The sequence below is a fragment of the Terriglobia bacterium genome (genome assembly GCA_036496425.1).
Lineage (GTDB): Bacteria > Acidobacteriota > Terriglobia > 20CM-2-55-15 > 20CM-2-55-15 > 20CM-2-55-15.
Genome location: DASXLG010000307.1, coordinates 29,477 through 42,543, shown reverse-complemented (window position 1 = coordinate 42,543; position 13,067 = coordinate 29,477). Strand labels below are relative to the sequence as shown.

The 13,067-nt window shown below is 57.8% G+C and carries 13 protein-coding genes; 6 read left to right on the top strand and 7 right to left on the bottom strand.

Features of this window, described 5'->3' with window-relative positions; translation table 11 throughout:
- The first annotated feature begins 68 nt into the window (after nt 1-68).
- A complete protein-coding gene (locus tag VGK48_22505) occupies nt 69-848 on the top strand; it encodes an N-acyl homoserine lactonase family protein (protein ID HEY2383958.1) in 780 nt (259 codons plus the stop codon).
- Between the two features lie 37 nt (nt 849-885).
- Here VGK48_22505 and VGK48_22500 read toward each other — a convergent pair whose 3' ends face one another.
- From VGK48_22500 to pcaC, 3 genes are all read right to left on the bottom strand, one after another.
- Nucleotides 886-2,127, bottom strand: a complete 1,242-nt coding sequence (locus tag VGK48_22500) for an MFS transporter (protein HEY2383957.1) — start codon at nt 2,125-2,127, stop codon at nt 886-888.
- Between the two features lie 65 nt (nt 2,128-2,192).
- Nucleotides 2,193-3,083: an NAD(P)-dependent oxidoreductase gene (locus VGK48_22495; GenBank protein ID HEY2383956.1), complete on the bottom strand. Its 891-nt coding sequence runs from the start codon at nt 3,081-3,083 to the stop codon at nt 2,193-2,195.
- Nucleotides 3,080-3,457: a 4-carboxymuconolactone decarboxylase gene (gene pcaC, locus VGK48_22490; protein HEY2383955.1), complete on the bottom strand. Its 378-nt coding sequence runs from the start codon at nt 3,455-3,457 to the stop codon at nt 3,080-3,082. Before pcaC ends, VGK48_22495 begins: the two co-directional genes overlap by 4 nt.
- A 43-nt stretch (nt 3,458-3,500) precedes the next feature.
- On the opposite strand from pcaC, the gene VGK48_22485 reads away from it, so the two are divergent.
- From VGK48_22485 to VGK48_22465, 5 genes are all read left to right on the top strand, one after another.
- Nucleotides 3,501-4,835, top strand: coding sequence for an MmgE/PrpD family protein (locus VGK48_22485; protein HEY2383954.1), 1,335 nt, complete (start codon nt 3,501-3,503; stop codon nt 4,833-4,835).
- A 330-nt stretch (nt 4,836-5,165) separates the two neighbouring features.
- Nucleotides 5,166-6,194: an ABC transporter substrate-binding protein gene (locus VGK48_22480; GenBank protein ID HEY2383953.1), complete on the top strand. Its 1,029-nt coding sequence runs from the start codon at nt 5,166-5,168 to the stop codon at nt 6,192-6,194.
- On the top strand, nt 6,194-6,937 hold the full coding sequence (locus VGK48_22475) for an ABC transporter ATP-binding protein (GenBank protein ID HEY2383952.1): 744 nt from the start codon (nt 6,194-6,196) through the stop codon (nt 6,935-6,937). The genes VGK48_22480 and VGK48_22475 overlap by 1 nt, the downstream gene beginning before the upstream one ends.
- Nucleotides 6,930-7,685: an ABC transporter permease subunit gene (locus tag VGK48_22470; GenBank protein ID HEY2383951.1), complete on the top strand. Its 756-nt coding sequence runs from the start codon at nt 6,930-6,932 to the stop codon at nt 7,683-7,685. Before VGK48_22475 ends, VGK48_22470 begins: the two co-directional genes overlap by 8 nt.
- 499 nt (nt 7,686-8,184) lie before the next feature.
- Nucleotides 8,185-9,441 (top strand): sorbosone dehydrogenase family protein, encoded by a 1,257-nt coding sequence (locus tag VGK48_22465; protein ID HEY2383950.1) that lies wholly within the window; start codon nt 8,185-8,187, stop codon nt 9,439-9,441.
- On the opposite strand, the gene VGK48_22460 is transcribed toward VGK48_22465, so the two are convergent.
- The 4 genes from VGK48_22460 to VGK48_22445 all read right to left on the bottom strand — a co-directional run bounded on the left by VGK48_22460 (nt 9,438) and on the right by VGK48_22445 (nt 13,061).
- A complete protein-coding gene (locus VGK48_22460) occupies nt 9,438-10,685 on the bottom strand; it encodes an aconitase/3-isopropylmalate dehydratase large subunit family protein (protein ID HEY2383949.1) in 1,248 nt (415 codons plus the stop codon). The two genes, VGK48_22465 and VGK48_22460, sit on opposite strands and share 4 nt — an antisense overlap.
- Nucleotides 10,672-11,445 carry a hypothetical protein gene (locus VGK48_22455; protein ID HEY2383948.1) on the bottom strand — a complete coding sequence of 258 codons (774 nt, stop codon included), beginning with the start codon at nt 11,443-11,445 and terminating at the stop codon, nt 10,672-10,674. The genes VGK48_22460 and VGK48_22455 overlap by 14 nt, the downstream gene beginning before the upstream one ends.
- Nucleotides 11,446-12,534, bottom strand: a complete 1,089-nt coding sequence (locus VGK48_22450) for a Xaa-Pro peptidase family protein (GenBank protein ID HEY2383947.1) — start codon at nt 12,532-12,534, stop codon at nt 11,446-11,448.
- Nucleotides 12,535-12,770: 236 nt separating this feature from the next.
- Nucleotides 12,771-13,061 (bottom strand): hypothetical protein, encoded by a 291-nt coding sequence (locus tag VGK48_22445; protein HEY2383946.1) that lies wholly within the window; start codon nt 13,059-13,061, stop codon nt 12,771-12,773.
- Between the last annotated feature and the right edge of the window lie 6 nt (nt 13,062-13,067).

The window sequence follows — 13,067 nt, the reverse complement described above, 5'->3', positions numbered from 1 at the left end:
GATGGATGCCTTAAAAGATTCTTGATGCGCTCATCTGCGCCATCCGCGTCATCTGCGGCTCAACATCTATGGGCAATTGGGAAATCTATGCTGTCCGGTACGCGCACCACGAGCGGACCGCCCGGGAGAATTTTGTCGTCTCGGATCCGCACGACGATTCGCCGATGCCGCTCGATTACTACGTCTGGGCAGTCCGGTCCGGCAGCCAGACCTTCGTCATCGATACCGGGTTTGACGAAGCGACGGCCCGCAAGCGCGGCCGTACATTCATAAAAAGTCCCGAGGACGGCCTGCGCGCGATCGGCATCGAACCGTCCAAGGTCGAGGACGTGATCATCACGCACATGCACTACGATCACTCCGGAAACCACGACCTCTTCCCTAACGCCCGCTTTCACATCCAGGACCGCGAGATGCAGTTCTGCACGGGCCGCCATATGTCGCATGCCTTCATGCGCTGGCCCTTCGATGCCGAAGACGTCTCCGCCATGATCCGCCGGCTCTTCGCTGGACGCCTGGTCTTTCACAACGGCGACGAGGAAGTCGCCCCCGGCCTCAGTGTCCATCATGTCGGCGGCCACACGATGGGTATGCAGATTGTCCGGGTCGAAACACGGCGCGGAAGCGTCGTCCTCGCATCGGACGCATCCCACCTGTACGCCAATATCGAGCGTGGAATTCCCTATCCTGTGGCGTTCAATCTTGCGGAGGTCGGCGAAGGCTACCGTCGCGCATATGCGCTGGCGAGTTCACGCGAGCACGTCATACCGGGACATGATCCCCTGGTTGCTGCACGATATCCCTCACCGGCCGGAGAGCTGAAAGGTTGGGTCGTCCGGCTCGACTGAGCGCCTCACCCTCGCAAGCATCGTCAGGATCATTCCCTTAATTGTCGTCTGCGGAGAATTCCCGGCCGCGAGTTTCCGGCCCAAGCCAGATCAACGTTGCGGAAAGAACACCGGAAACCAGCATCGCCAGAGACATCGCCGTGGTCAGACGCAGGCCACGGTCCTGCAGACGGCCCAGCACCAACGGCATCAGGGCTCCAATCGCGGCGCCTGCGTGATAACAGAAACCCGGACCAACACCCCGAACAGCTGTCGGAAAGCGTTCGTTGGTGTAGGCAGGCGCCATTCCCCAGATCCCCATCCCGAATGCGCCCATGAGCAGGGCACCCAAACCGAGAGTGAGAGACGTCGTCGCGTGCAGATATAAAGGCAACGACGCCATGCCGACCACGATCGTAATGGTGACGGCGCCGCGCCGCCCAAGCCGGGTTTCCGACAAACGGCCCCATGCCGCAACGCCGATGATGGCTCCGAAGTTGAAAGCCGCCAGATACGGAAGCGTGGGACGGCCGGCCTCCCGCAGAAACGTCGGATACCAGAAGTTCACCGAGTAGTACACGGACATGAACGAACCGATGATGGCCGTCGTATGTAACGTGGTGAGAATCAAATCGCGCTGAAAAATTCTTCCTACTGAAACCTTATCAATGGCTCGCGTGCTCGCGGCTTGCTTCAGAAGCTGCTGCCGTTCCAGCCACACCGGGCTTTCGGACACGCGCGAGCGAATCCAGAAGGTGAACAGCGCGGGAACGATCGCCATCCAGAACATGACCCGCCAGCCAAGATCCGGATGGCCGCTGAACAGGGGATAAACGAACTGAAAGGTGATCGCCGCAAACAGGTATCCCCAATACCATCCGCCGAGCATCAATCCGGAAACCGTACCGCGCAGCTTCGCCGGCCAGTGCTCGAAAACCAGTGGCATGCCGGCCGCCCACTCGCCCCCCATTCCGATTCCGAATAAGGCTCTCAAGCCGAACAACATTGCGTAGGACGAGGAGAAGCCGCTGAGAAATGCAAACAGCGAGAACCAGAGCACTGAAAGCATCAGCGGGTACTTGCGCCCCCACTTGTCTGCCGCTGCGCCCGCCGCCGTTCCCCCCACCAGCCGCATGATCAGCGTGACGGTGCCAAGCGCGCCGGCGAGCGCGCGGTCCACGGTGAAGCTTTTCTCGATATCGATCAGGATGAAGGCGAGGATGTTGAAATCGAAGGCATCGACGATCCAGCCGAGGAAGACGGCCATGAAGGCGCCCCATTGGTCTTTCGTCACCTGCATAAGAGGGGAATCAGCCACAAAAGGCACAAAAAGGATCCTGTTGTGCTTTTTGTGGCTAATTTCCCTCACTTGACCTCGATACCCGTCCACTTTTCGAGTGGACGCACAACTTCGGTCATGTCCGCATCCGGCCCTTCGCTGGCCATCGTAATCTGCAGCAACTGGCGCACTGCATTTCCGACGATCATCGGCACGCCAAGCGCGTCGGCTTCCTCCAGGCAGAGCCGCACATCCTTATTCAACAGGGCAATCGAAAAGCCCGTGTTGAAGGCCCGTGGAATGACGCATCTCGGAATCTTATCCGCGGTCGCGCTATTCCGGCCGGTCCCGGCGTTGATCACCTCGCAAACCTGTTTGGCATCGAGGCCGGCTTTAATTCCCATCACGACCGCTTCCGAGGCGATGGCCATCGCTGTCGCGGAAAGAAGATTGTTCAGAAGCTTCATCGTCTGCCCCATTCCCGGCTCGCGTCCCAGGACAAACATTTTTCCGAACACTTCGATGATTGGAGCGATTCGTGGCAGCAGATCCTCGTCGCACGACACCATAACGGCGAGGGTTCCCTTCTCCGCCCCTACCAGTCCCCCGCTCACCGGAGCATCGACCGACTGGATGCCCTTTGCGCGAAGACCTTCGGCGATGCGCTTTGCGTAAGTGGCGCCGGTCGTCGACATATCGATAAAGATCTTGACCTTGCTGCCATCGGCAATCCCGGAATTCCCAAGCGCAACGGTGTGAACGACCGAGGGCGTCGGCAGGCACGTGATCACGATTTCGCAAGCAGACGCAACAGCCGCCGGCGAATCGGCGGCCGTTGCTCCTTGCTCGACGAACGGCCGCATCATGCCGGCACTGGTGTCGAAAATGGTGAGGTGATAGCCCGCATCGATCAACCGGCGCGCAAGACGTCCGCCCATCCGTCCGACACCGATAAAGCCGAGGCTGCGATCCGTCATTTCTCCAACTCCTTGAACACTTCCCTCGCAATCCGGAAGCTGTCTACTGCAGCGGGCACGCCACAATAGATCGCGACCTGGAGAAATACCTCCATGATTTCATTTTTGGACAGCCCGTTCGCCAGCGCGCCTTTCACGTGAACCTTAATCTCATGCGGGCGGTTCAAAGCGGACAGCATTGCGAGATTCAACAGACTCCTGGTCTTCTTATCCAGCCCGGGCCGGCCCCAGACCTCACCCCAGCAGTATTGCGTGACCAATTCCTGCAACGGACGATTGAAATCATCCGCCGTTGCAAACGCATTATCGACAAAATCGGCTCCGAGAACCTGACGCCTGATCGCCAGGCCCTTTTCAAACATTTCCTTATCCACAGACAGCTCCTTTCATGAATGGGGAAGTGTACAATCATCCGCGATGTCCCAAACCAAAACACTCTCGTCCTACGTCGTGTCGAGCCGGTACGAACAGATTCCCAACGACGTTATACACGAAGCCAGGCGCTCCCTCCTGAACTTCGTCGGCTGTGCCGTCGGAGGCAGCCGCGAACCGGCGGTCGACATTGCGATACGCGCGCTCTCGCCTTTCTCCGGCGAGCGCACTGCAGCGCTGCTGGCACGAGCCGAGCGATTCGATCCTCTATATGCGGCTGTGATCAACGGCATCAGCGGCCACGTGTTTGAATACGACGACACGACTCCGATGAACTATATCCATCCGACGCCTCCGGTAGCATCCGCGTTGTTTGCATATGCAAGCACCAAGCCCATCAGCGGGCAGGACTTTTTGCACGCCTTTCTGGTAGGTTTCGAAACCGAGTCGCGGATCGGCAATGCCGTGTATCCCGCGCACTACAATGCCGGCTGGCACATTACAGCAACTGCCGGAGTATTCGGCGCCGCGGCCGCGATCGGAAAGCTGATCGGCCTTTCAACGCAGCAAATGATATGGGCAATGGGTCTCGCGGCAACCCAGGCTTCCGGTATTCGAGAGATGTTCGGATCGATGGCCAAGTCGTTTCATGCCGGCCACGCTGCGCGCAACGGCTACTTTGCCGCCATCATGGCGAAGGAAAACTTCACGGCCGGTGAATACGCTATAGAAAGCCCGCGCGGTTTTGCGGCGGTTCTGGCCTCCGATTACGACCTCTCGAAAATTACAGCCGGGCTTGGCGAAGACTTCCAGATCCGTTACAACACCTACAAGCCCTATCCATGCGGTATCGTCGTGCAACCCACGATCGACGGCTGTATCGATCTGCATCGCGATTACCGCCCGGAACCGGATGCCATCAAAGCGGTTCGTGTCCGGGTCGCGCCGCTGGTGCTGGATCTCTGCAATAAGCGGGAGATTATGCGAGGGCTCGACAGCAAATACTCGATCTATCATGCCGCGGCGATCGGCCTGGTTCGGGGTAAGGGAGGTTTGCAGGAATTTACCGACGCGGCTGTGAATGATCCGTCGATCAGAAACGTCCGCGAAAAGGTTAGTCCCACTGGGGACGCTTCGATTACTGAAGACCAATCACACATCGAGGTCGATCTGACGGACGGCCGCACGATCACCCGCTTTGTTGAACAATCTCTGGGTAATCTGCGGCGTCCACTGAGCGACCGGCAACTTGAAGAAAAGTTCCGGGATCAGGCGCTTCCCCGCCTTTCCGGAGCACAGGTAGACCGACTGATCGATCTCTGCTGGCGCTTCGATCAACTCGCGGACGTCAACGATGTCATCAGGGCGACAACGCCATGATGTTCGCCCGGCCTTCTGGGCTGTTTCCCAATACGGAAATCGAGCGACATTCCCCTCCTTTTCAAGGAGGGGTGGCCGCGCGATTCAAAAAATGTTGCGCAGCATCGTTAGCCGCGCGGACGGGGTGGTTATCCAGGAATCGCGAAGCGCACCATATTTTGTTGAATTTACTAACCACTTTAATGCTTCGGCCTTATCGGGCTCGCGCTTCGCGCCCGTCTGCGCCGCGAAGGAACGGGACCATTTCATTGATGGCGCAGCCACCCCTCCTTGAAAAGGAGGGGAATGCCAGTCCGTCAAACACACCGCTCAATCTCCGCTGTGCAAGCCGTGGCTAAGCTCTTTCGCCGCTCCGCGGCTGTAGCTTTCTTCTTTCTGCTCGCGGCGTGCAGCAAGCCTGCAACTCCTCCTGGAAGCGAAGTCACAGAAGTTCGCATCCCACGCGGGGCCGGCGGGGTCGGGTTTCTTCCGCTTCTTGTCATGGAACGGAATCACCTCGTTGAAGAACAGGCTCGGAGCGCCGGCATACCAAACATGCATGTGAAATGGATCGACCTCGGCGGTCCATCCGCCATGAACGACGCCCTGCTTTCCGGCTCCGTGGACTTCATTGCCGCGGGCCCTCCCGCCTTTCTTATCCTCTGGGACAGAACGCGCGATTCGGCAAAGGTCCTGGGCGCGGCGGCGATGTCATCGCTGCCGATGTATCTCAATGCCAGATCCGACCACTTACAGAAACTGGAAGACTTCACAGATCGGGACAAAATTGCAGTGACCGCCGTAAAGGTGTCGATTCCGTCCATCGTCATGCAGATGTACGCGCGGCAGAAATTCGGCGCCGGCGACGTGTCGCACTTCGACAGGTTTACCATTACGATGTCGCATCCGGACGGCGTCGTCGCGCTGCTGGCTGGGTCGGGCACCGTCGACGCGCACTTCACTTCGCCGCCGTTCCATCAACGCGAGAGGAAAGACCCGCACATTCACACCGTCATGACATCGGATGATGTCATGGGCGGCTCCACAACCTTTACGATGCTTTCCACCACGTCGGCTTTTCGAGATCACAATCCGAAAATGTATGCAGCCGTCTTGAAGGCGTTGCAACAGGCCATCAGCCTCATCGTCAGCGACAAAGGAAGCGCGGCGGACATCCTCCTTCAAGCGACGGGCGAAATCGGGTTCTCCCGGCAGGAAATCCTCGACGTCCTTAACGACCCGAGCGTGAAATTCACGACCGCTCCCGAAAACATCATGAAGTACGCCACCTTCATGCATGACATTGGTTCGATCAACACGCGTCCCGGCTCCTGGAAGGATTTATTCTTCCCGGAGATTCAGAGCAACCCGGGAAGCTGATGCATCTCCTCGAAGTGGACGACGTAACGTTGCAGTACGGCAACGGCAAGCAGTCCCTCACAGCTGTAGAAAGCGTCAGCTTTCAAGTTTCCCGCTCAGATCGATATGTCATTCTCGGACCCTCCGGATGTGGAAAGTCCACGATTCTACGCGCGATCGGCGGATATATTCAGCCCGCCGCAGGAACAATCCTGCTGGACGGCAAGCTCATTCAGAATCCCGGTCCCGACCGCATCTTCGTCTTTCAAGAAATGGATCAACTGCTACCGTGGAAGACCGTTCGGGAAAACATCGTCTTCGCCCTGACGGCGAGCGGCAAACTGCACCGAACCGGCGCTCGCGCGAGAGCGGATACGTTCATCGAGAAAGTCGGCCTCGTTAAATTCGCAGAAAATTATCCACACACCTTATCGGGCGGCATGAAACAGCGGGTGGCGATTGCAAGAGCGATGGCGATGAACCCGCAAATCCTTCTGATGGACGAGCCTTTCGCGGCACTCGACGCGCTGACGCGCACGAAAATGCAGGAGGAGCTGCTCCAGCTCTGCGCCGAGTCCGGCTTCACCGTTATCTTTGTCACGCACTCCATTCCCGAAGCGATCCGGCTCGGCACGCGGATTCTCCTGTTGAGCGCACAACCCGGCCGCGTCAAAGCCGAGCTCGAAAATGTAAACCTCGAGGCCGCGCACGTTCACGAAATGCTGTTCGATGCAACCGCGCCCGGAGGCGCGATGCATGCTTAGAAAACTCATCGTGCTTATGGCCCTTGCTGTTGTCTGGGAAGGATATGCAAGGTGGCTTTCCAACCCGCTGCTGCTGCCCACATTCGTCCAGACCGTCCGCGCCCTGGCTTCCTCGATCGTTTCCGGTCAGCTTCCCAGAGCCGTCTCATTTACTCTGACACTTCTCCTGAAAGGATATCTTGCAGGGTTGCTGTTGGCCGGCGTACTGACGGCGTTTGCAAGCGCCAGCCGGATCGGATCGGACTTGCTCGAGATTCTCACCTCGATGTTCAATCCCCTGCCGTCGATTGCCTTGCTGCCTATCGCGCTGATCTGGTTCGGACTCGGCGATAACAGCATCATCTTTGTTTTGATTCATGCGGTGCTGTGGTCCGCTGCGCTCAACACCTACGCGGGATTCCGCGGAGTCAGCGCGACGCTGAGAATGGTCGGCCAGAACTATGGCCTCTCCAAAGCGGGCTACATCACACGGATTCTCGTTCCCGCGGCATTCCCGAACATTCTGACAGGCATGAAGGTCGGCTGGGCCTTCGCCTGGAGAACCCTGATTGCAGCGGAGCTGGTTTTCGGAGTGAGTTCGGGGTCGGGAGGCCTTGGCTGGTACATTTTCGAAAACAAGAATCAACTCTTGATCGCCAACGTGTTCGCGGGGTTGCTGACCGTCATTCTGCTGGGGTTGATTGTGGAGAACCTGATTTTCAAGACCATCGAAAACGCCACAGTCCGAAAGTGGGGAATGCAAACGTGACGGCGGATCGAATCGTGGAAAACATCCATGAAGTGGAGTGTACGACGTTCTGGTAAGCGGGAATCGCTATCGAAAAACAATCAGCTGGAGTCAGCGATATTCCCCGCCTTTCCAAGGCGGGGTGGCTGCGCCATCAATTGATAGGCCCGTTCCTCTGAGGCGCAGACGGGGCGGTTAGTAAGTTCAACAAAATAAGGTGCGCTTCGCGATTCGATCTTAACCACCCCGTTCGCTATGAATAAGGTCGCTTCGCGCCGTTTTCTTTTGATATCGCGAATTCCCCTCCTTGAAAAGGAGGGGAATTAAACACCTCACAGCAAATTTGGATCGAGGGGTGCTAGACCATGCCTCGCAGGAGGTAATTTAGCCAATAAAGGAACACTGTTTAAACTCGTACTGATAAGAGGCCCGCAAAGGCGGGCCTTTTTATATGCACTTTCCTCCCGCGCCGCCGGTACGCTACGATACCTACCGTTCTAAAACTCTGCGTGGAGTTCAAATGAAAAGATCCCGAATCCTGATTCTTCTTTGCCTCGGAGTTGCCAGTCTCTCCGCGGTCATTGCCGCTCAGCAGAATGTGCCGCCGGTACCGCCCGTGATGGCTGCCAAACCGAATCCAGGCAGCGTCGTTCCCAGACCCGACAATGCGATGCCTAAAGTTCCGGCAGCGTTTACAGTGGAGCTCTTTGCCGATAATGTTCCGAATGCCCGCATGATGGTTTATGCGCCTAACGGCGATCTTTTCGTCTCCGAACCCTCTCAAAATGCGGTCGTGATTTTGCGCTCGTCGACCAAGAACGGACTTCCCGATCAACGTTTCACCTTCGAGCAGGGCACCCCGCCCCAGAGAGGGCGCGGCGGACAGGGCCGCGGCGCGGCTCCGGCCGCAAGCAATGGCGAGATGACTCAGCCCTTCGGGTTGGCTTTCCATGAAGGGTATCTGTATGTCGGAAACACGAATAGCCTTGTGCGCTATAAGTACAAGACGGGCGACACGAAGGCTTCAGGACCGCCCGAGAAGCTCGCCGACCTCTCAGGATTCGGTAATCACTCGACGCGGAACGTCCTCTTCAGCCGCGACGGCAAGAAACTTTATGTTTCCGTCGGATCGTTAAACAACATCGACGAGCAAGGCACCGGCAACGAACACCGGGCGATGATTCAGGAATACAATCCTGATGGAACCGGCTTCCGCGTCTTCGCCTCCGGACTGCGTAACCCGGTGGGTCTGGCTTTGCAGCCGGGAACCAATACGGTCTGGACCGCAGTCAATGAGAGGGACAACCTTGGTGACGATACGCCGCCCGAATACACGACGTCGGTTAAAGACGGCGGCTTCTATGGTTGGCCGTACTCCTATATCGGAGGCCACGTCGATTCTCGCGTCCCACAGAAGGAACCCGATCTCGTCAAACGTGCGATCGTTCCCGATGTACTGATTCCCGCGCATTCTGCTCCGCTTGGCATTGCCTTCTACACCGGCTCGCAATTCCCGCAGCACTACAGAAACGGCCTGTTCGTTGCACTTCACGGATCATGGAATCGCTCGACGACAAATGGAGCGAAGGTGATTTTTATTCCGTTCCAGAACGGCAAGCCTGGCGCCGTCGAAGACTTTCTGACGGGCTTTGTCGTCGATCCGCAGAAGAACGACAAATGGGGCCGGCCGGTAGGCGTGACGGTTACGCCCGACGGTTCCGTGCTGGTTTCGGACGACGGCGGAAACCGTATCTGGCGGATTCGGTATAAAGGTTAACCACTGATCTTTCCGTTCAGCGCGGACGAAGCAACCGTCCGCGCTGAACCCAGATAATGCTTCGCTTTCGGATGACCGTTGCGGCCCGGAAAATTTCTCGCCTGATTCGAGATCATCACTTCCTCTTCGCTCATGGCGCCCATGTTGACCGCCTGATTGGATCCGGCGCTGGGCGGGAAGATAACGGCCCCCGCATCGTGCAGCGCTTCGATCAATCCTTCCTGAAGCGCCGCTTTATAGACACTGCGATTTGCCGGGACGACTTGAAGGCGGACGCCGGGATCGATCCGGCAGCCTTTCAGTATGCCTGCAGCCACGCGAAGGTCGTCGAGGCGGCCTCCCGTGCTGCCGCCGATCTCCGCAAGGTCGATATGGGTGCCTTCGACTTCCGACAATCCCTTTACATTCCCGACGGTCGGCGGACAGGCGACCTGAGGCTCGAGCTGGGAGACGTCAATATCGACGATTCGCTCGTATTTCGCATTCGCGTCGTTCGTGAACATCTCGAAGTCTTTGATCTTCGAGAATGCTCGCGCATACGCAGCAGTCTTCTCGTCCGGATTAATGAAAGACGCCTTCGCCCCGAGATCGATCGACATCAGCGGGAACAGCATGCGGTCTTCAATCGAGAGCTGCTCGACGTAAGGCCCGGCATATTCCAGCGCCCGGTAGATCGCGCTGTCTTCTCCAAGATGTCCAACGACGTACTGAGCAACGTCCCTGGGCGCCACGGTGCCGCGTGTCTTGCCGTGGAGAAATACCTGCATCGTGGAGGGAATCCTGAACCAGGCCTTTCCATGCTGGAATCCAAGCGCCGCCATCGAGTTGTTCCCGACACCGGTCGCGAACACTCCCAGGGCTCCGTAAACGGGCGTGTGCGAATCGCAGCCGATGATGACTTGTCCCGGCGCCCACAGACCGTTTTCGATGATCACATGATGAAGGCTGCCGTTGCCGCCATTGAATAGATTCCGGATCCCGTGCTCCGCGGCAAACCGGCGCACTTTATGCAACGTCCGCGCGGCCTCTTCGGTGGCAGGCGAAAAGTTATGGTCGAAGACAATCGCAATCCGGGAGGGATCGAGGATCGTCCCGCCATCCAACTCTTCCCGGAAAACACGCATGACGAAATTCGCGCTGAGGTCATGCATCACCATCAAATCGACATTGGCGATGATCACTTCGCCGGGCGCCACTTCTTTCCTGCCGCTCGCCTTCGCGAGGATCTTCTCAATAACATTCATATGGATACGATCCCCACATGAATTCGTCATTGTCCGGAACCCGCACCCAATGTCCGCGATATTCCAGCGCCAGGCTGACCGAATACCCTTCTTTAAGCACCGCTCCATTGGGCGGAGCCGCAACCGTTTCGCCGTTCTTCAGCAGCACAATTAGATCTTCCGCGCCCGCCCGTCGCAGCCGCCTTTCGAGCTGTCCGACAAAATAGTGGTCCACTTTACCGACGCCGCGCGGGACCTCTTCTTCGAGAACACGCGTCAGCATTTCAGAGGCTTTCTTCCGCATCGCGATTTCGCTTTGGTCTTCAGCCGGCAGATAGACCGCCGCCGACTCGACATTCGCAACTTCCATCGGCCCAGACTGCAAAGCCTCGTGAATGTCGTACGGGAATTGCGGTAAATCCAGCGCGCCGATGCGTGTCCACTTCCGCTCGGTCGCAATCTCGAAAAGCGGCTTCGCGAAGTTCCCTGCCGGGCGGACATCTTCGATGGTCGTCACCGACCGGATCCATCCATACACGCGCGGCGACAGCCCGCATAGAAGCGTCGCAGGCACATCCCTTGGAATGATGAGGATCGCGCGATTGAAATACGGCATGTAGTTGCAAAAGAAGCGCGCCTGATTCGACCGCCACAATTCCGAATAAACCACCAGCGCCGCGAGTTCGCGTTCGGCCAGAACGCGGCGCACACGATCCACCCGCTGCTCAAACACCGTTGGCGGTATTTCCGATTTATCCCACGTGATCAGCCCTCGTTTCAATCACACCTCTTTGCTGAAAAGTTTCTTTTCGGTCTTATTCAAGGACACGCAGCCGTTATCCGTCACCAGAAGCGTGTCGCCGAACACCATGTATCCCGACAACGGCAGGTAGGTGTTGGGGTGCGCGATCACGACCATTCCCTTGTCGACCAGACAATCGACATCTTCCAGCACCCACGGATTCTCGTCCGGATAGAGGCCCAGGTTGTGCCCGCGGACCCGTGTATATTTCGCGCCGGTGTATTCTGCGTAACCCTCGCGGCGGAACACATCGTTCTGCACCCTCGCGACATCTTTCACGTTCACGCCCGGCTTGACGAAATTCTGGGCGGCGGCCTGCGCCTCCTGAAAGATGGCGAATGATCGTTTCTGGTTGTCGCTCGGCTCGCCCAGAACGAGGGTCCGGCAGATCTGAGCATAGTAGCCGTTGACCTGAGGCGTCAGCTCGGTCGTGATGTTATCGCCCTTCTGGAATTTCCGCTCCGTCGGCGGCCTCATCCCGAAGACCTCGGTTCCGCCCGAACCGATCAGCATGAAGTTATCTTCGGCCGCATTCGTTTTCAGAAAGGCCTCGACCTCTGCAACAAGCTCGTACTCCGCCATGCCCACTTCAGCCGTATCGACAAAATGCTGGTAACCGGCGTCGGCCAGCCGCGCAGCCTGCTTGACATATTCTATTTCTTCGGGGGTCTTGAAGCGCCGGATGGCCTCCACGGCAGACGTCGCAGAAACGCTACTTTCCTCGACAAACCGCGCCTCCATGAACTCCCTGCCTGCAATTGCCGTCTTGCCCGATGTCCATTGGCGTACCGCGCTTGTGAAGTCCGATTGCCAGGTCACATTCGCATCCACTTTCCCCGACAGGCGTTCCCGATCCCACGGATGCGCCAGGACCACAGAAAGTTCATTCGATCGCGTGAGCGCCGCCAATGCGTGGGGTCCAAAGAAATTGAAATTAATCAGGCAGCGGAAGAAGTCTTTTCGCCAGCTATGTCCGTACAGGAGCAGTGTGTCCCAGCCGGATTCCGCCATCAGGTCCAGGAATTGTCGGCGCCTTTCCGCGTTCAGCATGGAAAAGAGAATAGCCACAAAAGGCATAACTCGGCTATGCCGCAATCAAACTTTTTTAGCCGCAGATGACGCGGATGACGCAGATGGGGCGCAAAAACGAACTTTTGAGGCGCCCCATCTGCGTCATCCGCGTCACTCGTCATTCTTTGCCTGCTGAATGGTGTGCCGCTTCACGCCCAAGGGACTGCGTTCACCTATTCTATCCGCGCCGACAGGGCAGCCATCGAGCGCGTGTATTACAACCACCGCACCGGTCAGAAGCCGCCGTTCGAGCAGGCGCTGCCTGCGGCAGCCCTCGAAATCTCGTGCAGGTCGATTTGAGGAAAGAGTCCGCCCTGAAGCGGGTCTACAAGGTCGAGGTAACGACAGCAATGCTGGATGCAGAGGTGAAACGGATCGAGACCACCACGCGCGCCCCGAAGATACTTGCCGCAATCAAAGCCGCGCTGGGCAATGACGACTCTCGCTTCGCCAATTCTTTCGTCAAGCCCATCGTGGTCGAGCGCCTGCTGCGCGAGCGCTTCGATAACGACGACGCCCTTCATGCTTCT